The 22,372-nt window shown below is 68.0% G+C and carries 16 protein-coding genes and 1 tRNA gene; 2 read left to right on the forward strand and 15 right to left on the reverse strand.

Annotated features, from left to right (window positions below; all coding sequences use genetic code 11):
* Nucleotides 1–434: 434 nt before the first annotated feature.
* From ABT130_RS08330 to ABT130_RS08390, 13 genes are all read right to left on the reverse strand, one after another.
* Nucleotides 435–4,322, reverse strand: a complete 3,888-nt coding sequence (locus ABT130_RS08330; protein WP_350953874.1) for a DNA-directed RNA polymerase subunit beta' — start codon at nt 4,320–4,322, stop codon at nt 435–437.
* 26 nt (nt 4,323–4,348) lie between these two features.
* Nucleotides 4,349–7,816: a DNA-directed RNA polymerase subunit beta gene (gene rpoB / locus ABT130_RS08335; RefSeq protein ID WP_350953876.1), complete on the reverse strand. Its 3,468-nt coding sequence runs from the start codon at nt 7,814–7,816 to the stop codon at nt 4,349–4,351.
* 443 nt (nt 7,817–8,259) lie between these two features.
* A complete protein-coding gene (locus ABT130_RS08340) occupies nt 8,260–8,784 on the reverse strand; it encodes a hypothetical protein (protein ID WP_350911359.1) in 525 nt (174 codons plus the stop codon).
* Complete coding sequence (locus ABT130_RS08345; RefSeq protein ID WP_350953877.1) at nt 8,781–9,299, reverse strand: Rv1363c family protein; 519 nt, start codon at nt 9,297–9,299, stop codon at nt 8,781–8,783. The genes ABT130_RS08340 and ABT130_RS08345 overlap by 4 nt, the downstream gene beginning before the upstream one ends.
* Nucleotides 9,300–9,502: 203 nt before the next feature.
* Nucleotides 9,503–10,504 (reverse strand): ABC transporter ATP-binding protein, encoded by a 1,002-nt coding sequence (locus ABT130_RS08350; protein ID WP_350953879.1) that lies wholly within the window; start codon nt 10,502–10,504, stop codon nt 9,503–9,505.
* 232 nt (nt 10,505–10,736) lie between these two features.
* A complete protein-coding gene (gene rplL / locus ABT130_RS08355; RefSeq protein WP_030923997.1) occupies nt 10,737–11,126 on the reverse strand; it encodes a 50S ribosomal protein L7/L12 in 390 nt (129 codons plus the stop codon).
* Between the two features lie 82 nt (nt 11,127–11,208).
* Nucleotides 11,209–11,733, reverse strand: a complete 525-nt coding sequence (gene rplJ, locus ABT130_RS08360) for a 50S ribosomal protein L10 (RefSeq protein WP_350911356.1) — start codon at nt 11,731–11,733, stop codon at nt 11,209–11,211.
* Between the two features lie 319 nt (nt 11,734–12,052).
* A complete protein-coding gene (locus tag ABT130_RS08365) occupies nt 12,053–12,883 on the reverse strand; it encodes an SCO4651 family lipoprotein (RefSeq protein ID WP_502992102.1) in 831 nt (276 codons plus the stop codon).
* A 143-nt stretch (nt 12,884–13,026) separates the two neighbouring features.
* Nucleotides 13,027–13,740, reverse strand: a complete 714-nt coding sequence (gene rplA / locus ABT130_RS08370) for a 50S ribosomal protein L1 (RefSeq protein WP_030923988.1) — start codon at nt 13,738–13,740, stop codon at nt 13,027–13,029.
* Nucleotides 13,741–13,909: 169 nt separating this feature from the next.
* Nucleotides 13,910–14,341: a 50S ribosomal protein L11 gene (gene rplK, locus ABT130_RS08375; RefSeq protein WP_343968369.1), complete on the reverse strand. Its 432-nt coding sequence runs from the start codon at nt 14,339–14,341 to the stop codon at nt 13,910–13,912.
* A gap of 161 nt (nt 14,342–14,502) precedes the next feature.
* Nucleotides 14,503–15,291: a transcription termination/antitermination protein NusG gene (gene nusG, locus ABT130_RS08380; protein ID WP_350911351.1), complete on the reverse strand. Its 789-nt coding sequence runs from the start codon at nt 15,289–15,291 to the stop codon at nt 14,503–14,505.
* 72 nt (nt 15,292–15,363) lie between these two features.
* Nucleotides 15,364–15,612 (reverse strand): preprotein translocase subunit SecE, encoded by a 249-nt coding sequence (gene secE, locus ABT130_RS08385; RefSeq protein ID WP_329089906.1) that lies wholly within the window; start codon nt 15,610–15,612, stop codon nt 15,364–15,366.
* A 75-nt stretch (nt 15,613–15,687) separates the two neighbouring features.
* Nucleotides 15,688–15,760 (reverse strand) — tRNA-Trp (locus tag ABT130_RS08390).
* Between the two features lie 245 nt (nt 15,761–16,005).
* On the opposite strand from ABT130_RS08390, the gene ABT130_RS08395 reads away from it, so the two are divergent.
* Nucleotides 16,006–17,211 carry a pyridoxal phosphate-dependent aminotransferase gene (locus ABT130_RS08395; protein ID WP_350911349.1) on the forward strand — a complete coding sequence of 402 codons (1,206 nt, stop codon included), beginning with the start codon at nt 16,006–16,008 and terminating at the stop codon, nt 17,209–17,211.
* Nucleotides 17,212–17,318: 107 nt separating this feature from the next.
* Here ABT130_RS08395 and ABT130_RS08400 read toward each other — a convergent pair whose 3' ends face one another.
* On the reverse strand, nt 17,319–19,331 hold the full coding sequence (locus ABT130_RS08400) for an ATP-binding protein (RefSeq protein WP_350953883.1): 2,013 nt from the start codon (nt 19,329–19,331) through the stop codon (nt 17,319–17,321).
* A 26-nt stretch (nt 19,332–19,357) separates the two neighbouring features.
* A complete protein-coding gene (locus ABT130_RS08405; RefSeq protein WP_350953885.1) occupies nt 19,358–21,463 on the reverse strand; it encodes an ATP-binding protein in 2,106 nt (701 codons plus the stop codon).
* A gap of 266 nt (nt 21,464–21,729) precedes the next feature.
* Between ABT130_RS08405 and ABT130_RS08410 the strand changes: the two genes are divergently transcribed.
* On the forward strand, nt 21,730–22,372 hold a 643-nt coding region (locus tag ABT130_RS08410), incomplete at its 3' end, for an amidohydrolase family protein (protein WP_502992103.1).

Here is a 22,372-nt window from a genome sequence, read left to right on the forward strand (position 1 = left end):
CGTGTCGCGCACTTGTCACGCCACAACCCGGTCAAGGCCGGTCCGGTGGAGGAGGCCATGCGGCGCCCCTGCCGACTCCCCACCGGGAACCTGTCGACGCACACGCATGAGGGCCCATGAAGACATGAGCACGAAGGGCAAGACTACCCAGCCGAGCGCAACACGTCAAAACGGCCGCACCCGCAGGGCGCCGCTGTGGGCGCCCGCATTCGTGTCATGACTCCCACGACCGGTTACCGACCGACCGCTTCTGGGTCCACGTCGAGTTTACCCGTCGCAGAGCACTTCTCCGGCCGTTCTCCCCATTAACGTACGGCTTTCGCCGCAACATTCCGGTCAAGAAAGGGCCACACCCACCCGTCACGGACGTGAACACGGTGGAAAGGCAGCGGCGCCCGGCCCCCTGCCGGGGACCGGGCGCCGCCTGCGATCACTTAGCGGTTGTACTGACCGAAGTCGTACTCCTCCAGCGGCACGGCCTCACCGGAGCCCGAACCGAAGGTGTAGTCCGCCGCGGAGCCGTCGTAGCCGCCGACCGTGTACATCGCGGCCTTGGCCTCCTCGGTGGGCTCGACCCGGATGTTGCGGTACTGCGGCATGCCGGTACCGGCCGGGATGAGCTTTCCGATGATGACGTTCTCCTTGAGGCCGAGCAGCGAGTCCGACTTGGCGTGGATCGCCGCGTCGGTGAGCACTCGGGTCGTCTCCTGGAAGGACGCCGCGGACAGCCAGGACTCGGTGGCGAGCGAGGCCTTGGTGATACCCATCAGCACCGGACGCCCGGAGGCCGGCGTGCCGCCCTCCGCCACGCACTCGCGGTTGATCCGCTCGAAGCGCGGCCGCTCGACGAGCTCACCGGGCAGCATGTCGGCGTCGCCGGACTCCAGCACGTTCACGCGCTTGAGCATCTGCCGCACGATGATCTCGATGTGCTTGTCGTGGATCGACACACCCTGCGAGCGGTAGACCTGCTGGACCTCCGCCACGAGGTGCAGCTGCACGGCCCGGGGGCCGAGGATGCGCAGCACCTCGTTGGGGTTGACGGCACCGGCGATCAGCTGCTGGCCGACCTTGACCCGCTGCCCGTCGGAGACCAGCATGCGCGACCGCATCGACACCGGGTAGGCGACCTCCTCGGAACCGTCGTCCGGGACGATCACGATCTTCCGGGTCTTGTCGGTCTCGTCGACGCGGACCCGGCCCTCGGCCTCGCTGATCGGGGCGACGCCCTTGGGCACGCGCGCCTCGAAAAGCTCCTGGACACGGGGCAGACCGTGGGTGATGTCGGCGCCCGCCACACCACCGGTGTGGAAGGTCCGCATCGTCAGCTGGGTGCCGGGCTCACCGATCGACTGGGCGGCGATGATGCCGACCGCCTCGCCGACGTCCACGAGCTTGCCGGTCGCGAGCGAGCGGCCGTAGCAGGTGGCGCAGACACCGATCTTGGCCTCGCAGACGAGGGCGCTGCGGGTCCTGACGGTCTCCACTCCGGCCTCGACCAGGGCGGTGACGTGGATGTCGTTGATGTCGACGCCCACCGGCGCGATGATCTTGCCGTCCACCTCCACGTCCTCGGCGAGGATGCGGCCGTGCACGTTGCTCTCGGCGTTCTCCGCCTTGACCAGGTTGCCCTGGGCGTCGCGGTCGGCGACGTGCAGCGGGACGGCGCGGTCGGTGCCGCAGTCGATCTCGCGGACGATGACGTCCTGCGCGACGTCCACCAGACGACGGGTCAGGTACCCCGAGTCGGCGGTCCGCAGCGCGGTGTCCGCCAGACCCTTCCGCTGGCCGTGGGTGGAGATGAAGTACTCCAGCACCGACAGACCCTCGCGGAACGAGGCCTTGATCGGGCGCGGGATCGTCTCACCCTTGGTGTTGGACACCAGACCACGGATGCCGGAGATCTGCCGGACCTGCATCAGGTTTCCTCGGGCGCCCGACTGGACCATCATCCAGACCGGGTTGGTCTTCGGGAACGCCTTCTGCATGTCGTCGGTCACGTCGCTGGTCGCGTGCGTCCAGATCTCGATGAGCTCCTGACGACGCTCCTCGTCCGTGATCAGACCACGCTCGTACTCGCGCTGGACCTTGTCGGCCCGGCGCTCGTACGTCTCCATGATCTCGGACTTGTTCGGCGGCGCGATGACGTCCTCGATGGAGATCGTCACACCGGCCCTGGTCGCCCAGTAGAAGCCGGCGTCCTTGAGGGCGTCGAGCGCGGCCGCGACCTCGACCTTGGGGTACTTCTCGGCGAGCTCGTTGACGATGACCGACAGCTGCTTCTTGCCGACCTGCGAGTTCACGTACGGGTAGTTCGCCGGCAGGGTCTGGTTGAACAGGCAGCGGCCCAGAGTGGTCTCCAGGCGGTAGCTGTCACCGGCCTCCCAGCCCTCGGGGCCCGCCCAGCCGCGGGGCGGCGGGACGTCTCCCCGCATCCGGATCTGGATCGGCGACTGGATGTCGAGCTCCCGGCGGTCGAAGGCCATCAGCGCCTCCGACACCGAGCCGAAGACCCGTCCCTGGCCGACGCCGTTCTCGTCCTCGTCCTTGATCGTGGTCAACGAGTAGAGACCGATGATCATGTCCTGGGTGGGCATGGTCACGGGCTTGCCGTCGGCCGGCTTCAGGATGTTGTTCGTCGACAGCATCAGGATGCGGGCCTCGGCCTGCGCCTCGGCGGACAGCGGCAGGTGCACGGCCATCTGGTCGCCGTCGAAGTCCGCGTTGAACGCGGTGCAGACGAGCGGGTGGATCTGGATGGCCTTGCCCTCGACCAGCTGCGGCTCGAAGGCCTGGATGCCCAGGCGGTGCAGGGTCGGCGCGCGGTTGAGCAGCACGGGGTGCTCGGTGATGACCTCTTCGAGGACGTCCCACACGACCGGGCGAGCACGCTCGACCATCCGCTTGGCCGACTTGATGTTCTGCGCGTGGTTCAGGTCGACCAGGCGCTTCATCACGAACGGCTTGAAGAGCTCCAGCGCCATCTGCTTGGGCAGACCGCACTGGTGCAGCTTCAGCTGCGGGCCGACGACGATGACCGAACGGCCGGAGTAGTCGACTCGCTTGCCCAGCAGGTTCTGGCGGAACCGGCCCTGCTTGCCCTTCAGCATGTCGCTGAGGGACTTCAGGGGGCGGTTGCCCGGACCGGTGACCGGGCGGCCGCGGCGGCCGTTGTCGAACAGCGCGTCGACGGCCTCCTGGAGCATCCGCTTCTCGTTGTTCACGATGATCTCGGGGGCACCGAGGTCGAGAAGCCGCTTGAGGCGGTTGTTCCGGTTGATCACACGGCGGTACAGGTCGTTCAGGTCCGAGGTGGCGAACCGGCCACCGTCGAGCTGCACCATGGGGCGCAGGTCCGGCGGGATGACCGGGATGCAGTCGAGGACCATCCCGTTGGGCGAGTTGCGGGTGTTCAGGAACGCCGACACGACCTTGAGACGCTTGAGCGCGCGGGCCTTCTTCTGGCCCTTGCCGCTGCGGATCGTCTCGCGCAGGTTCTCGGCCTCAAGGGCGAGGTCGAAGTTGGTCAGACGCTCCTGGATGGCCTGGGCGCCCATGCCACCGCGGAAGTAACGGCCGAAGCGGTCGCGCATCTCGCGGTAGAGCAGCTCGTCGCCCTCAAGGTCCTGGACCTTGAGGTTCTTGAAGCGGCTCCAGACCTCGTCCAGCCGGTCCAGCTCGCGCTGGGCCCGGTCACGCAGCTGCCGCATCTCACGCTCGGCGCCCTCACGCACCTTGCGGCGCTGGTCGCCCTTGGCGCCGGCGGCCTCAAGCTCGGCCAGGTCGGTCTCCAGCTTGCGCTGGCGAGCCTCGATGTCGGCGTCACGGCGCTGCTCGACGTGCTGCCGCTCGACGGAGATCTTCGCCTCCAGCGACGGCAGGTCACGCTCGCGCATTTCCTTGTCGACGTGCGTGATCATGTAGGCCGCGAAGTAGATGACCTTCTCGAGGTCCTTCGGGGCCAGGTCGAGCAGGTATCCCAGACGGGACGGGACACCCTTGAAGTACCAGATGTGCGTGACGGGCGCGGCCAGCTCGATGTGGCCCATCCGCTCACGACGCACCTTGGCGCGGGTCACCTCGACGCCACAGCGCTCACAGATGATGCCCTTGAAGCGGACGCGCTTGTACTTACCGCAGTAGCACTCCCAGTCGCGGGTCGGACCGAAGATCTTCTCGCAGAAGAGTCCGTCCTTCTCGGGCTTGAGCGTCCGGTAGTTGATGGTTTCGGGCTTCTTCACCTCGCCGTGCGACCACTGGCGGATGTCGTCGGCGGTCGCGAGGCCGATCCGAAGCTCGTCGAAGAAGTTGACGTCGAGCACTTGTAATCCCCTCCTCAGCTTCTAGATCAGACCTCTTCGACGCTGCTCGGCTCACGCCGGGACAGGTCGATGCCGAGTTCTTCCGCGGCGCGGAAGACGTCTTCGTCGGTGTCGCGCATCTCGATGGACATGCCGTCGCTGGAGAGCACCTCGACGTTCAGGCACAGCGACTGCATTTCCTTGATGAGGACCTTGAACGACTCCGGGATGCCCGGCTCGGGGATGTTCTCGCCCTTGACGATCGCCTCGTAGACCTTCACCCGGCCGAGGACGTCGTCGGACTTGATAGTGAGCAGTTCCTGGAGCGCGTAGGCGGCGCCGTACGCCTCCAGAGCCCAGACCTCCATCTCACCGAAGCGCTGGCCACCGAACTGGGCCTTACCACCGAGCGGCTGCTGGGTGATCATGGAGTACGGGCCGGTCGAACGAGCGTGGATCTTGTCGTCGACCAGGTGGAGCAGCTTCAGGATGTAGATGTAGCCGACGGAGATCGGGTGCGGGAACGGCTCGCCGGAACGGCCGTCGAACAGCTGGGCCTTTCCGTTCGCGCCGACCATGCGCCCGCCGTCCCTGTTGACCAGGGTGTTGTCGAGCAGGCCGATGATCTCTTCCTCGTTGGCACCGTCGAACACCGGCGTGGCCATGTTGGTGCGCGGGTCGACCTCTGCGAAGCCCTTGTCACGCAGCCGCTCGGCCCATGCCTCCTCGATGCCCGAGATGTCCCAGCCTCTGGCCGCGATCCATCCCAGGTGGGTCTCCAGGACCTGGCCGACGTTCATTCGGCCGGGCACGCCCAGTGGGTTGAGGATGATGTCGACCGCCGTGCCGTCCTCAAGGAACGGCATGTCCTCGACCGGAAGGATCTTGGAGATGACACCCTTGTTGCCATGACGGCCGGCCAGCTTGTCACCGTCGGTGATCTTACGCTTCTGGGCCACGTAGACGCGGACCAGCTCGTTGACGCCGGGGGGGAGCTCGTCGCCCTCCTCGCGGCTGAACACGCGAACGCCGATGACCTTGCCCTGCTCGCCGTGCGGCACCTTCAGGGAGGTGTCACGGACCTCGCGGGCCTTCTCACCGAAGATCGCGCGGAGCAGGCGCTCCTCGGGGGTCAGCTCGGTCTCACCCTTGGGCGTGACCTTGCCGACGAGGATGTCGCCGGGGACGACCTCGGCGCCGATGCGGATGATGCCGCGCTCGTCGAGGTCGGCCAGGACCTCCTCGGAGACGTTCGGGATGTCCCGGGTGATCTCCTCGGGGCCCAGCTTGGTGTCGCGGGCGTCGACCTCGTGCTCCTCGATGTGGATCGAGGACAGGACGTCGTCCTGCACCAGGCGCTGGGAGAGGATGATCGCGTCCTCGTAGTTGTGACCCTCCCACGGCATGAACGCCACGAGGAGGTTCTTGCCCAGGGCCATCTCGCCGTTGTCGGTGCAGGGACCGTCCGCGACGACCTGGTTCACCTCGATCCGGTCGCCTTCCGCGACGATCGGCTTCTGGTTGAAGCAGGTGCCCTGGTTGGAGCGCTTGAACTTGGCGACGCGGTAGGTCGTGCGGGTGCCGTCGTCGTTCATCACCGTGACGTAGTCGGCGGAGACCTCCTCGACCACGCCCGCCTTCTCGGCGGTGATGACGTCGCCGGCGTCGGTCGCGGCACGGTACTCCATGCCGGTGCCGACCAGCGGCGCCTCGCTCTTGAGCAGCGGCACCGACTGGCGCTGCATGTTGGAGCCCATGAGCGCGCGGTTGGCGTCGTCGTGCTCCAGGAACGGGATCATCGCGGTCGCCACGGACACCATCTGGCGTGCCGAGACGTCCATGTAGTCGACCTCGTTGGCGCGCAGGGACTCGAACTCCCCGCCCTTCCTGCGGACGAGCACCCGCGACTCGAGGAACGTTCCGTCGGGGCCGATCGGCGTGTTCGCCTGGGCGATGACGTGCCGGTCCTCCTCGTCCGCGGTCAGGTACTCGACCTGGTCGGTGACCCGGCCGTCGACGACCTTGCGGTACGGGGTCTCGACGAAGCCGAAGGAGTTGACCCGGCCGAAGGAGGCCAGCGAGCCGATCAGACCGATGTTCGGTCCTTCCGGCGTCTCGATCGGGCACATCCGGCCGTAGTGCGAGGGGTGAACGTCCCGGACCTCGAAGCCGGCCCGCTCACGGGAGAGACCACCGGGGCCCAGCGCGGACAGACGACGCTTGTGCGTCAGGCCGGCGAGGGGGTTGGTCTGGTCCATGAACTGCGACAGCTGGGAGGTGCCGAAGAACTCCTTGATCGACGCCACGACCGGGCGGATGTTGATCAGGGTCTGCGGCGTGATCGCCTCGACGTCCTGGGTCGTCATCCGCTCGCGGACGACGCGCTCCATGCGGGCCAGCCCCAGGCGGACCTGGTTCTGGATGAGCTCGCCCACCGTACGGAGCCGGCGGTTGCCGAAGTGGTCGATGTCGTCGGTCTCGACGACGATCTCACCGTTGGCGCCGGGCATCGACACCTCGCCGGCGTGCAGCCGGACGATGTACTCGATGGTGGCGACGATGTCGTCCTCGGTGAGCGTGCCCTGGGTGATCTCGCTGTCGACCCCGAGCTTCTTGTTGATCTTGTAACGGCCGACCTTGGCGAGGTCGTAGCGCTTGGAGTTGAAGTACAGGTTCTCCAGCAGCGTCTGCGCCGACTCCTTGGTCGGCGGCTCGCCCGGGCGCAGCTTGCGGTAGATGTCGAGCAGAGCGTCGTCCTGGCCGGCCGTGTGGTCCTTCTCCAGGGTCGCCCGCATGGACTCGTACTGCCCGAAACGCTCAAGGATCTGCTCGCTGGTCCAGCCGAGCGCCTTGAGCAGGACGGTGACGGCCTGCTTGCGCTTGCGGTCGATGCGGACACCGACGCTGTCCCGCTTGTCGATCTCGAACTCTAGCCAGGCGCCCCGGGAGGGAATCACCTTGCATCCGTAGAGGTCCTTGTCCGAGGTCTTGTCGACGCTGCGGTCGAAGTAGACACCCGGGGACCGGACCAGCTGGGAGACGACGACACGCTCGGTGCCGTTGATGATGAATGTGCCCTTGCCGGTCATGAGCGGGAAGTCGCCCATGAACACGGTCTGGCTCTTGATCTCACCAGTGGTGTTATTGATGAACTCCGCCGTGACGAACATCGGGGCGGAGTAGGTCATGTCCTTGTCTTTGCACTCATCGACTGAGTACTTGGGCGGCTCGAACCGGTGGTCCCGGAACGACAGGGACATGGTTCCGGAGAAGTCCTCGATGGGACTGATCTCCTCAAAGATCTCTTCGAGGCCCGACTGGGCCGGAACGTCCTTGCGCCCGGCCTGGCGAGCCGCCTCGACCCGCCCCTTCCACTTCTCGTTGCCGAGCAACCAGTCGAAGGACTCGGTCTGAAGAGCGAGAAGATCAGGAACTTCGAGCGGCTCCTGAATTCGTGCGAAAGACACACGACGGGGACCGGCGGGTACGGCGAAGGCGTTGCGCGAGGCTGCCAACAGATGTCCTTCCGAGGGCTCGCGGCGGACTGACTACACGCACGCCAGACGACCATGCATCAGAGCACCAAAAGAAGCGGGTCGTCAAAGGGCAGCGCAAAGGGGCAGTGTAGCCGAACGGCACACACCTGTCCACCTCAGTCTCACTGCAAGCTCCACGTTGGTCGCAGCATCGCCCGTCAGAGCCGAAACGTCAAGCCCGGGAGCTCACATTTCGGCCGGGAAATAGCCGAGACCCTGGGAGTTTTCCCACCAGGTGACCTGCGCACACCACAGGATCCAACACGATGTCCGACCTGGTGCGGCTGACGCTGAGTCACCCGGCGGTTCGAACGCCAGCCGATGGTTCGACTGACGATCGACGCTGCCATGGCAGGTGTACCCAGTCGCGGACCCATCCCAAACCAAGGTTTTACTAACAATTGAATGAAGCGACGCGCCGATCATGGTGACGGAGGATCTCCGAGCAGTGTGGAGAGCTCGGCGACGAACCAGCGGGAGTCCTTCTTGATCATGATGAACCTGGCCCGGTTCTGGCTGACCTGCCGGCGCGGCTCCTTCTCCCCCTGAGGAGTCTTCACGGTGCTCATGTTCATGAACAGCAGCACCTGGACCCGGCCGGAGTCGCCGGACTCCACCGACTCCACGCCCGCCCCGATCACCGTCGCCTGCTGCACGGTTCTCTGCTCCCTGGCCTGCGTGGCCATGCCCCTGGTCAGCTGCCGGTAGTGCAGGCTGAGCGCCCCGGTCGTGTAACCGCCCGCCCTTGCGAAATCCTGTTCGATCGTACGATAGTCGTAGGACAGCATGTCGGAGGCGACCGACCGGGCCGTGGCGAGCGCCTCCTGTCCGGCCCTCTCGTCCGCGCGCAGCCTGCTGAGATCCGTGAACATGATCCAGACCACCGCCGCGAGCGCGAGCGCCACGACGACCATGAGTCCGACCGCCAACCGGTAGGCGCGCGTCACGGCACCAGCTCCGCCTTGGACACGAGCCAGGCTCCCCCGACCTTGGTCACTTCCATGTTCCACCGGTGGAACTGCTCCCGTGGAGCGTTCTTACTCCCGTCCCACCGGATCACCTCATCGCCCACCACCATCACCCGGGCCGTGTCCCCTGTCAACGAGACCAGCCCCAGGGCACGTAGCGCGCCCGCACGGAGGATCTTGTCCTTGATCGTGACCTCCCTGCGCTCCGCGGCGGTTCTGGCGTACTCGGCCCTGGCCTCACCCGTGGAGCCGTCGAGGATTCGCTGGATGTCGGCGTCGACGCTCCGGTATCCGACGGAGAGCAGATGCACCGCGTGCGCTCCCGCCGCCCGTGCCGCCGCCTGTCTGTCGTCCGCCGCCGCCTGGGCGTCGCGCAGGTCGGAGCCGATCCAGAGCGCGGCGACGAGCAGCATCGCGATCAGTACTCCGAGCACCGGTGCTGCGATCCTGAGCGTGCGACGGGGGCGGCGGGGGCGAGCGGCGTGCACTGCCATGCGTTCTCTCCCATCGCACGGTCCGTGGAACGCGAGCCGGTGAGCGCGGCTTTCCCGCCACCGGGACGGTATGCTCCCCGATCGCCGGATCATAACCCGCCGCACAGATCCGCATACCAGCCTTTGCTCACCTGCTTCGGGCCGTTTCGCCCAGCGTTTCGCTTCGTGCGGTGAACGGCGGGACGCCCGCTACCCGCCCGCGGTCAACGGGCGCCGTGGACGTGCGCCGTGACCAGCCGGGGATACTCCTCCAGCCAGTTCCGGCCCCTCTCGTCCACGAACGAGTTGGGCGGCGGGATGACCCCGTTGGCGGCCAGCCACGAACCCGGCGGGCGCTGCGTGCGGCGGATCCGGCTCTCGCTCGGCATCAGTTGCGGCGGGATCGGCGGCAGCCCACCGGGGTCGTGTCCCATCTGGGCCTCGGCCTCCAGCTCGGAGACGTCCTTCTCCTCGGACATGCCGATCGGGCCGTGCCTGCGGGCGTTGAGGAACTGCCTGACCACCGGCTCGTCGCTGGAGAGCAGCATCTCCCTCGGCCCGAACATGATCAGCTCACGCCGGAACAACAGACCGATGCTGTCGGGCACCGTACGGGCGGTGTTGATGTCGTGGGTGACGATGAGGAAGGTGGCCTCGATCTCCGCGTTGAGATCCACGATCAGCTGGTTGAGATAGGTCGTGCGAACCGGGTCGAGGCCCGAATCGGGCTCGTCGAACAGGATGATCTCGGGATCGAGGACTAGTGCCCTGGCCAGGCCCGCACGCTTGCGCATGCCGCCGGAGATCTCGCCGGGAAGCTTGCCTTCGGCGCCGGCCAGCCCGACGAGCTCCATCTTCTCCATCACGATGCGGCGGATCTCGGTCTCGCTCTTCCTGGTGTGCTCGCGCAGCGGGAAGGCGACGTTGTCGTAGAGGTTGAGCGAGCCGAACAGCGCCCCGTCCTGGAACAGCACGCCGAACAGCCGTCTGAGCTCGTAGAGCTTGTTCTCACTGCAGTTGGCGAGGTCGTGCCCGTCGATCCAGATGTGGCCGCGTTCGGGCCTCAGCAGGCCCACCAGGGTCTTCAGGAAAACGGATTTGCCCGTGCCGGACGGGCCGAGCAGCACGGAGATCTCACCGGCGGGAAGCGTCAGCGTGACGTCCTCCCAGATGACCTGCTTCCCAAACGACTTGGTCAGACCCTCTACCACGACTTCGACGCCCACGTGCCGCCTTTCAGGAGCCCGCGGGACGTGCCCGTCCCGCGGCGTGCCGGAGACTCCGCCGGCAGAACCTGCGACTGCATCAACCGTAGCCGCGATCGTCCGAATTGGAAGAGGGTCCAATAGCTTCCGTCGATCGTTATGCCGTGGTTATAAGACATCGTGTCCAACAGAGCGAACACAAAAAGAGCGGGCCACCGGCACCAGGTGGACCCGCTCTTTCCGGTAAGACGAACTACTTGACGGTGACCGTCGCGCCGGCACCCTCAAGGGCGGCCTTGGCCTTCTCGGCCTGCTCCTTGTTGACCTTGCCGTCGAAGACGGACTTGGGAGCGCCGTCAACGAGGTCCTTGGCCTCCTTGAGGCCCAGGCTCGTCAGGGCGCGGATCTCCTTGATGACCTGGATCTTCTTGTCGCCGGCGGCCTCGAGGACGACGTCGAACTCGTCCTGCTCCTCGACCTCTTCGGCAGCGGCCGCACCGGGGGCGGCAGCGGCGGCGACGGCGACCGGAGCGGCGGCCTTGACGTCGAAGGTCTCCTCGAAGAGCTTCACGAAGTCGGACAGCTCAAGGAGAGTCATCTCCTTGAAAGCGTCGAGCAGCTCGTCGGTGCTGAGCTTCGCCATGATGGTTCCTCCATACGGATCTGACTATTAGGGAAAGTTGGGACCGCGGTTGCGTTAATCCCCTGTGACCGCCTGCGCGGACCTACTCGCCGGCGCCTTCGCGCTTGGCGCGCAGTGCCTCGGCCAGCTGAGCCATGTTGGTGGGCAGCGCGTTGAAGACGGCGGCCGCGTGGCCCTGCTTCGCCTTCAGCGCACCGGCCAGCTTCGCGAGGAGAACCTCACGCGACTCGAGGTCGGCAAGCTTGGTGATCTCGTCCGGCGTCATCGACTTGCCGTCGACGACACCGCCCTTGATGACCAGGAGGGGATTGGCCTTGGCGAAGTCACGCAGACTCTTGGCAGCCTCGACCACGTCGCCGTTGACGAACGCGATCGCCGACGGACCCGCGAGCAGGTCGTTGAGCTGGTTGAACCCGGCCTCAGTGGCCGCGATCTTGGTCAGCGTGTTCTTCACCACGGCGAACTTCGCATTCTCACCGAGAGAAACGCGCAGCTGCTTGAGCTGGGCGACGGTGAGACCGCGGTATTCGGTCAGAACGGCAGCATTGGAGCCGTCGAAGCTGCTCTTCAGCTCAGCGACAGCCGTTGCCTTTTCTGCCTTCGCCATGGGCCTCCTTCCAGATGTGCCGCCGGGGTAAGGGCCCATGAAAAGCAGACAAGCCCCGGCGCAGGCGCACGGGGCTCACATAAGGAGATTAATCCAGATGAAAACTCACATCACACCTACGCGGGCCGTCCACTGACGTGGCTCCTTAGGTCATCAGGCCATGCGGCCCGACGACGACCGGCGGTCTTCGGCGTTGACAGCGTACGCCCTGCCGTTCACGAATGCCAAATCAGTCCTGGAAACCGGTCCCGCCCCCGTCGGCGGGAAAGGCTCGCGCCCCCCGCCCGTGCGGGCGGGGGGCGCGAATCTCGGGAGAACCTCAGTTTCCGCCGCGGTGCTCGGGCAGGTCGCCCACCTGGTCGGCGGGCGGCGCGGTGATCTCGACGGGCTCGTTGAAGCCCTTGAAGAACGCCGTCAGGTTGAACGTCACATCCCGCTCCGAGCCACCGAGAGTGACCTTGCGGGGCAGGCTCTGCGCATCGGCCCAGAGGTCGAACTTCACATTCTTGACCTGCGAGAACTCCTCCTGGAGCTTCTCACGCTTGGCCGGGTCGAGCAGCTGTGCGGCCTCGGCCACCGGGAAGGTGCCGCTGTAGTGGGTGGTGTCGACCCCGCCGACCGTTTCGGTGCCGACCGCCTTGACGTCCTTCGAGGCGGTCAGCAGCTTGACGGTGCCGGCCAGGTCGAACTGCTGGGCCTGGTCCATGAACTGCCTGACCCCGGCCTGTCCCTTGGCGTCGAGCTCGCTGAGCGACACCTTGACCCACGGCTTGGTGGTGCCGGCGAACCTGTTGAGGAGCTCGGACTTCACGTAGACCGTCTCACCCGACAGGATGGCCCGCGCCCCGCCGGGCACGTTCTGGCCGCCGAAGGTGACCGTGTCGAGCTTGATGTCCGTCGCCAGCTGGGGCTTGCTCTGGTAGAGCATGCTGCCCTGGATCTTGCTCGCGCCCTTCCCGCCGCCGCTCGCGTCGAGAACCAGGTCCGCGGAGTAGGAGGTGACCTCCTCGGCCTTCTGCGCGCTCTGCTGCACCGCGTCGGCCGCGGCCAGTTTGACGTTTCCGAGGGAGCCGGTGCCCTGCGCACCGCATCCCGCGACCGCGACGAGCGCGGCCGCTCCCAGTGCCACTGCCGGAGCCAATCGGCGCATTTCGTCTTCACCCTTTCGTTCCCCCGATGATCCTGACTACGACAGTACGCGCCGGGAAAGCCGGGCGCGTCCTTCGGAAGAACGAAGAAGGGCCTCAACCGAATGGCCATTCGGTTGAGGCCCGCTGCGAAAGACGTCTGGTATCAGGCGTCGAGCTCGGCGGTCAGCGCCCGCGTCTGGTTGGGGTCGACCTGGATGCCGGGGCCCATGGACGTGGAGAAGACGACCTTCTTGACGTAGCGTCCCTTGGCCGCGGACGGCTTGAGACGGATCACCTCTTCGAGGGCGGCGGCGTAGTTCTCGATGAGCTGACGCTCGCCGAAGGACACCTTGCCGATGATGAAGTGCAGGTTCGCGTGCCGGTCGACACGGAACTCGATCTTGCCGCCCTTGATGTCGGTGACGGCCTTGCCGACGGCCGGGGTCACGGTGCCGGTCTTGGGGTTCGGCATCAGGCCACGGGGGCCGAGCACGCGGCCCAGGCGGCCGACCTTGCCCATGAGGTCCGGGGTGGCGACGACGGCGTCGAAGTCGAGGCGGCCCTTGGCGACCTCGTCGATCAGCTCGTCGGCACCGACGATGTCGGCACCCGCGGCGCGGGCCTCCTCGGCACGGTCACCGGTCGCGAAGACCAGGACCCGGGCGGTCTTGCCGGTGCCGTGCGGGAGGTTGACGGTGCCGCGGACCATCTGGTCGGCCTTGCGGGGGTCGACACCCAGCCGCAGGGCCACCTCGACGGTGGCGTCGAACTTGGCGACGTTGGTCTCCTTGGCCAGCTTGGCCGCCTGGGCCGGGCTGTACAGGGTGTCGCGGTCGACCTGCGCCGCTGCGGCGCGGAATCCCTTGCTGCGCTTCACTTGCTCACTCCTTTGATCCGAGTGTCCGTGGTACGGGCCAGCGCCGGCCCCTCCACTTACTCCGAAATTGGCGGATGTCGCTCTGATCCGCCTACTTGGATCCCTGTTCGATCTCGCGGACGAGGTTCATCGCCGCGAGGTCGCCGCCGGGTCCGTACGGCGGGTGTTGCTAGTCGGCGATCGTGATGCCCATCGACCGGGCGGTGCCAGCGATGATCTTCTCGGCCGCCTCGATGTCGTTGGCGTTGAGGTCCTGCATCTTGGTCTCGGCGATCTGGCGCAGCTGCTCCTTGGTGAGCTTGCCGACCTTGTCCTTCTGCGGGACGGCCGAACCCTTCGCGACACCGGCGGCCTTCTTGATCAGCTCAGGCGCCGGAGGCGTCTTCGTGACGAAGGTGAAGGTGCGGTCCTCGTAGATGGTGATCTCAACGGGGATGATGTTGCCGCGCTGGGCCTCGGTGGCAGCGTTGTACTGCTTCACGAAGTCCATGATGTTGACGCCGTGCGGACCGAGGGCGGTACCGACCGGCGGCGCGGGCGTGGCCTGGCCGGCGGGGAGCTGAACCTTGACCAGCGCGGCGAGCTTCTTCTTAGGAGGCATGCTTCTCTCCGGGTCCTTCTTCTCTGAACGGTGTTCCTGAGTCCCCGCGACCGCGGGGACCACCACCGCGGGGCCCACCACGGCAACCGCAGCTTGACCGGCGCGGTGGACGGAACATCCCCGCGACCGCGGGGCAGACTGACGAAGTCTACGCGACCGGCCTAGATCTTCGAGACCTGGTTGAACGAGAGCTCGACCGGGGTCTCGCGGCCGAAGATCGACACGAGCACCTTGAGCTTCTGCGACTCGGCGCTGATCTCGCTGACCGTGGCGGGCAGCGTGGCGAACGGGCCGTCCATGACGGTGACGGACTCACCGATCTCGAAGTCGACGGTCGCGGCGGAGGCCTTCGCGGTCGACTTCTTGACCTCTTCCGACGGCTCGGGCGCGAGCAGCTTGGCGACCTCTTCGAGGCTCAGCGGGCTCGGCTTGTTGGAGAGACCGACAAAACCGGTCACGCCGGGCGTGTTACGCACCGCGGACCAGGACTCGTCGGTGAGCTCCATCCGGACCAGCACGTAGCCGGGCAGCACCCGCTCCTTGACCAGCTGGCGCTTGCCGCTCTTGATCTCGGTCACGTGGTGGGTGGGCACCTCGACCTGGAAGATGTAGTCCTCCATGTTGAGGGACTGCGTGCGGGTCTCGATGTTGGACTTCACGCGGTTCTCGTAGCCGGCGTAGGAGTGAATGACGTACCACTCGCCGAACAGACCCCGCAGGTGCCGCTTGAACTCCTCGACCGGGTCGACGTCGGGAAGGACGTCACCGTCCTCGTCGACGGCGCCGGCCGGGGCCTGCTCGGCCTCGTTTTCGGCGTCGGCGTCGGTTTCGGCGTCGACATCCTGCCCGTCGGACTCGCCAAGCGATTCCTCGGTGACGTCTACGGCCTTCTCCAGCTCATCCTCGCGCTCTTCGCGGGGCTCGCCGGCCGACTGTGCAGACTCGGACACGGTGCTCTTTCTCTTTTCGTCGATGGCTGATGGACTCGTCCGCAGGGCGGTCCGCCCGCCGGAGACCGCGGCTCAGGCTCCGCCGAAGATTCTCAGCACGCCCTCGGTGAACAGCGCATCCAAAGCCGACACGATCCCGACCATGATCAGAACGAAGACCAGGACGATGATGGTGTACGAAATGAGGTCTTTGCGCGTGGGCCAGATGACCTTACGCAGCTCGGCGACAACCTGCCGATAGAAAAGGGCGGGAGAAGTGCGCTTCGTCTTCTTCTCACCGCTCGGCTTGTCTGCGGTTTCGCCGCGCGTGTCGATCGCCACAGTCCTCACCTGAATCCATCGAGTCCAACGCATATCAGCGGCGCGCTAGACGCCAGATGCGCGGACCGCTCCTCGCAGGGCACGAGGGACTCGAACCCCCAACCGCCGGTTTTGGAGACCGGTGCGCTACCAATTGCGCTAGTGCCCTAAGACATGAACCACCATACATCGGTTGGACCGAAGTTTGTCCGCGGCTCACGGTCTTGACCGCCGGTTCACGCATGCGGCGGAAAGAACATGCCGGAGTCTACGTGTGATTGCTCACTTCGTCGAACCGGAGGGCGATCGCCCAGCTCAGCGAATCTCCCCCGGGTGCTCGGGCCTGCCGGGGCGAGCCGTCCGGATGGTGGATACCCGGCGGGAACAGCGGCACAGGTCTGTAACCATGGAGGTATGACCCGTCCCCGCATCTCAACACGCATCTCCGCGATCTCAGAGTCCGCCACGCTGGCCGTGGACGCCAAGGCCAAGGCGATGAAGGCGGCAGGCCGCCCGGTCATCGGCTTCGGCGCCGGCGAGCCGGACTTCGCCACTCCCGGCTACATCGTCGAGGCGGCCGTCGAGGCGTGCCGTAACCCCAGGTTCCACAAGTACACGCCGGCCGGCGGCCTTCCCGAGCTGAAGCAGGCCATCGCCGACAAGACGCTCCGCGACTCCGGCTACCAGGTCGACGCGGCCCAGGTCCTGGTCACCAACGGTGGCAAGCAGGCCGTCTACGAGGCGTTCGCCACGCTGCTCGACCCGGGCGACGAGGTGCTGGTCGTCGCCCCCTACTGGACCACCTACCCCGAGGCGATCAAGCTGGCCGGCGGCGTCCAGGTCGACGTGGTGACCGACGAGACCACCGGCTACCTGGCGAGCGTGGAGCAGCTGGAGGCGGCGCGCACCGACCGGACCAAGGTCCTGCTGTTCGTCTCCCCGTCCAACCCGACCGGCGCGGTGTACTCCCCCGAGCAGGTCGCCCAGATCGGCCGCTGGGCCGCCGAGCACGACCTGTGGGTCGTCACGGACGAGATCTACGAGCACCTGACCTACGGCGACGCGACGTTCGCGAGCATCGCCACGGTGGCCCCCGAGCTGGGCGACAAGGTGGTGATCCTCAACGGCGTCGCCAAGACCTACGCGATGACCGGCTGGCGGGTGGGCTGGCTGATCGGCCCCAAGGACGTCGTCAAGGCCGCGACCAACCTGCAGTCGCACGCCACCTCCAACGTCTCCAACGTCGCCCAGATCGCCGCGCTGGCCGCCGTCAGCGGCGACCTGTCGGCCGTGGCCCAGATGCGCGAGGCCTTCGACCGCCGCCGCCAGACCATGGTCCGGATGCTCAACGAGATCCCGGGCGTGTTCTGCCCCGAGCCGAAGGGCGCCTTCTACGCCTACCCGTCGGTCAAGGAACTGCTGGGCAAGGACTTCGACGGCCGCCGTCCGGCGACCTCCGCCGAGCTGGCCGAGCTCATCCTGGAGGAGGCCGAGGTGGCGGTCGTCCCCGGGGAGGCGTTCGGCACCCCGGGCTACTTCCGCCTGTCCTACGCACTCGGCGACGACGACCTGGTCGAGGGCGTGGGCCGCATCGTCAAGTTCCTCAGCCAGGCCCGCTGAACGCCTCCCGGGGCGGGAGACGAGTGGCCGCCGCACCCCCGCCGGATCGGGCTCCGGCCGGCGGGGTGACGGGCGGACGGCCTCCGCGCCCGCCGGATGAGCCCGGCTCAGTCGCGCAGGGCGTAGGTCACCGCGGACTCGAAGTGGGAGGCCGCCCCCTCGGCGAAGGCCAGCGCGTAGGCGGTCTCCCCGATCAGCCCCTCGGCGCGGGCCGCGGCGGCCTCGCGGAGCCCGGTCATGGTGTCGGCCCCCAGGCCGGGCAGCCCGAAGGTGATCCAGATGCGCTGCGCGGCGCCGAGGAGCCAGGCGGCGCGGGAGCCGTCACCCGCGGCCGCGGCGATCCGGGCGAGCTGGTCGATGGCGAGCACGCCGCCGACCACGTCTCGCAGCCGCCAGTTGACCTCCAGCGCCGCCCTGGCCGCGGCTGAGGCCTCGGCGACCTCCCCCCGGCCCAGAAGGGCCAGAGAGCGGATGTAGTCGCTCAGGGCTCGCTGGGAGAGCTCTCCACGCGCCTCGCAGTGCCGGCGCGTCTCGCGCAGGATCTCCACCGCCCTGTCGAAGTCGCCACCGAACGTGGCGGCCATGGCCAGGAGGAGGGGAACGGAGAACAGGCCTGACGAGCCGGGCTCGACCTGCCGTAACCCGGCGGCTCCGCGCAGCGCGTACCCCCGCGCGCCCTCCAGGTCGCCGGCGAGCAGGCAGGCCCCGGCGAGGCGGAGGTGGGCGTGGGCCTCGGTCTCGCCGTCGCCGTGGCGCCGGGCGCTCTCGGCGCTCTCCCTGGCCCGCCTGCGTGCCAGGGGTATGTCGCCCGCGAGGAGCGCGAGGTGGGCGGCGACCCAGAGCGGTCTTGACCTGGCTCGGTCCGGGGCCGGGACGGCGGCCAGCGCGCGGTCGAGGTAGTGGCGGCCCTCCCGGACGAGGCCCAGGTGACACCAGAGAACCCACAGGGCTCCGGCCAGTTCCAGGGCGGTGCGGTGGTCGCCGCCCGCGAGGCAGCGGTCGAGTGCCGCGCGGATGTTGGACAGTTCCCCGCGCGCCCAGCGTGCCCATTCGAGCTGGCGGGGGCCGCACCACTGGGCGTCCATGCGGTGGGCGGCGGCCAGGTAGTGATCACGGTGGCGGCGGCGCATCAGGGCGCCCTCGCCCAGCTCGTCGAGCCAGTCGCGCCCGTAGTCCCTGATGGTGTCGAGCAGGCGATAGCGATCACCCACGCGGGTGACGACGGACTTGGTCACGAGCACGGCGAGCACACCGGCCACGTCGGGCAGGCACTCGTCCGCGCAGACGCCGCGTGCCGACTCCTCGTCGAAGGTGCCCGCGAAGACCGACAGGCGGGCCCAGAGCAGGCGTTCCGCGGGCGTGCAGAGCTCGTGACTCCAGCCGGCCGCGGTGCGCAGCGTGTGGTGGCGTACGAGGACTCCCTCGCCGTCGGCCGGCAGCTTGAAGCGGTCTTCGGGCTGGTCGGCGAGCTGGATCGCCGACAGGCCACGCGCGTGACCGGCCGCCAGCTCGATGGCGAGCGGGACGCCGTCGAGCCTCCGGCAGAGCCTGGCGACGGCCATCATGGCCCGCTCGTCCGTGCGCAGCCCGGGGGCGACGGCCGTCGCGCGGTCCAGAAAGAGGCTCATCACGTCGTACCCCGCGAGGTCGGCGGCCTCGGGCGGAGGGACGGGAAAGGGATCGACGCCCATGACGACCTCGTACGGCAGGCAGAGCTCCTGGCGGCTGGTCACGATGATCTGGACGTCGGGCGCGCCGGTCAGGATGGCCGTGACCATGGCGGCACAGGGACCGACGAGGTGCTCGCAGGTGTCCAGGACGAGCAGGAGCCGCCGGTCGGCGAGGAACTCGACGAGGGACGCGAGGGCCGGGCGTCCGGCCCTCGCGCGCAGGCCGAACATCCCGGCGACGCGGCCGGCGAGCAGGTCGCCGTCCGTCTCCGAGGAGAGTTCGGCCACCCAGACGCCGTCGGGGTAGTCGTCGCGGACGCTCCGCGCCGCCTGGAGGGCGAGGCGCGTCTTGCCGACGCCCCCGGCGCCGTGCAGGGTGAGCAGGCGCGTTCCGGTGAGGAGTTTCGTGATCTCGTCAAGCTCGGCGGCGCGTCCGAAGAAACTGTTCATCGCGACCGGCAGGTTGCCGCGCGGCGTCAAGAAAGGTTCCCCTGGATCGCGTGTTCCACCGCGTCGCGCAGGCTGATCGAACCTCCCTGTTCCTCCAGCCGGTCGAACTCCGCCCTGCCCAGGCGCCCGCGCAGCCTCAGCTCGGACGTACGGATCAGGCTCGCGATCATGGGTGAGCGGCTGGGCGGGACCCCGGCGTTCTTCCAGGCGGCGCGGGAGGCCCCGAACATGATGGCGGCGAAGGTGTCGTCGGCGGATGACTCGGCGATCACGACGAACACCTCCAGCGCCTCCATCAGCGAGATGGTGTCGCCGAACAGGCGGCCTCCGCGCAGGGAGCCGCGGGCGGACTCCGCGGCGGACGCGGGGTTGCCGAGGAGGTGCTCGGCCTGGCCCAGGAGAAGGTCGAGGCGGATGAGGGTCCAGTAGTCGCCGCAGGACTCGCAGAGCTCACGTCCCTCCCGCAGGATGGACACGGCCTGCTCGTGGTGGCCGGCGAGCATCATGGCGGTGGCGACCACCGTGTAGGTGGGCAGGAAGCCGGGGAAGACGTTGCCGGTGGAGCGGTGGCGCACCCGGGCGTGCTTGATGAGCCGCAGGGCCTCGCCCACGTCGCCCCTGACGACGGCCAGATGGGCCTGGAACTGGCTGACGTAGGCCGTGGCGTAGCCGTTGGCGTCCTCGGCCGCGCACTCGGTGAGGATGCGCTCGGCGCGTTCGAGGTCGCCGCGCTGGATCGAGACCCAGGCGTGCACCCAGAGCGCCTTGACCCGCTCGGGGCTGGCCGTGCGGTCGAGGTCGAGGCCGCGCTGGAGGAGGTCGTCGCCGGGTGCCTGCATGCCGCAGCACGCCCACAGGAACCACAGGTTGCCGACCAGGTCGAGACCGCGGCGGTACTCCTGCGGCCGGGAGTAGCAGTATTCGATGGCACCGCGCATGTTGCCGCATTCGAGGACCAGCCTGCGGTACCACTCGAGCTGGCGGCCCTGCCAGCTCATCTCGGCGCGGGCGGACAGGGCGAGGAAGTGGTCACGGTGGCGGCGCTGGATCTCCTCGGTCTCGCCGAGCCGGTCGAGCCAGACCAGGCCGAACTCGCGGACCGTGTTGAGCAGGCGGTAGCGGACCCCGTTCTCGCCCTCCTCGCGGACCAGGACGGACTTGTCGAGCAGCCCCAGCAGGCCGTCGAGGATGTCCTTGGCGGCGAGGACGCCGCCGGCGCAGACCTCCTCGGCGGCCTCGATGTCGAAGGTGCCGGCGAAGACCGAGGCCCGTGCCCACAGCAGGCGTTCCGGCGGGGTGCAGAGTTCGTGGCTCCAGCCGAGGGCGACGCGCATGGAGCTGTGCCGCCGGGGAGCGGAGGGGAGCCGGTGCGGTTCCGCGTCGTGCCCTTCGCCGTGGGTCCCGCGACCGGCGGAGGGGGCCGTACGGCTCTCGAAGGCCGCGGCGAGTTCGTCGGGTGAGGCCATGCGGCCGTCGAAGGCGGCGAGCCCGGCCGTGGAGAGCGGGCGGCCGTCGAGGGTGACCAGCCCGTCGAGGATCCCGGGGCCGCCGCCGGCCACGGCGAGCCTGATCGCCAGCGGCAGGTTGTCGAGGCGCCCGCAGAGCTCGGCCGCGTCGGGGCCGCCGATCAGACCGGCGGTGAGGGTGTCGATCAGGCTGACGGCGTCGGCGTCGGGCAGACCGCCGACCGGGTAGAGGTGCTCGCCGGGCAGGCCCAGCCGCTGCCTGCTGGTGGCCAGGACACGTAGTCCCTCGATTGAGCGCAACAGCAGGCCGACCAGGATGCCCGTGACGCCGACGACGCGGTCGCAGGTGTCGAGGACGAGCAGGGTCCGGCGCGTGACGAGCTCGTCGACCAGCGCCCGCAGCGCGGGAACGCCCGGCCTGCGGCGGACGCCGATCGCGTCGGCGAACGTCTCGGCCAGGGAGTCGAGGTCGCCGGGTGCCTCCGACAGCTCCACGATGTGGACGCCGTCCGGGAACCGGGGTTCGAGGGTGCGGGCCAGCCGCAGGGCGACGCAGGTCTTCCCGGCCCCGGCCGGACCGGTCAGCGTGACGTGCCGCACCCTTTCGAGCAGTGCGGAGACGTCGGCGAGTTCGGTCTCCCTGCCGACGAAGACGTCCGCTTTCATGGCAGCCCCAGCGTCCTGACAACGTGTGCATCTACCGTCGCACGGAGACATGGTCCACTGAAAGCCCGTTTCCTAGATTTCCTCGATATAGCGGGGGATGCGACAAGGACGGGCACTTCCGGAAGGCGGCCACACCCGCCCCGAAATAACCTCCTCGTCGCCTTCCGCCATACAGGTCCCCTTTCTCCCTCCGCAGCGCGCGAGCGGACCGTCAGGCCGGGACCAAAGAACACCGGGGGTCACCGAAGGTACGGCACTCTATTGAAATGCCACGTCCCCTCAGCGAACTGCCCAAGGCGCACCTGCACCTGCACTTCACCGGCTCCATGCGGCACTCGACCCTCGTCGAGCTGGCCCGCGAACACGGCTTACACCTTCCCGACGCGCTTGAGGAGGACTGGCCACCTCGGCTGCGCGCCACCGACGAGCGGGGCTGGTTCCGTTTCCAGCGGCTGTACGACATCGCGCGCTCCGTCCTGCAGCGGGAGAGCGACGTCTACCGGCTGCTGCGCGAGGCGGCCGAGGACGAGGCGGCCGAGGGGTCGGCCTGGCTGGAGATCCAGATCGACCCGTCCGGGTACGCGTCGAAGTTCGGCGGGCTCACCTCGGCCATGGAGCTGATGCTCGACGCGACGCGCAGGGCCGCCGACCACGCGGGAATAGGGATCGCGGTCGTGGTGGCCGCCAACCGCACCCGCCACCCCCTCGACGCCAAGACCCTCGCCCGCCTCGCCACGCACTACATGGACCAGGGCGTGATCGGGTTCGGGCTCTCCAACGACGAGCGGCGCGGCCGGGCCCGTGACCGGGCGCGGTCCTTGTACCACTACGCGGGCGGCAAGGAGGAGTTGCTGGCCGGGTTCATGCGCGCGGGCCTGGGCGAGCTGCTGCGCGCCGGGCGCGAGGCCC

Source organism: Streptosporangium sp. NPDC001681, from assembly GCF_040298085.1.
Classification (GTDB): domain Bacteria; phylum Actinomycetota; class Actinomycetes; order Streptosporangiales; family Streptosporangiaceae; genus Streptosporangium.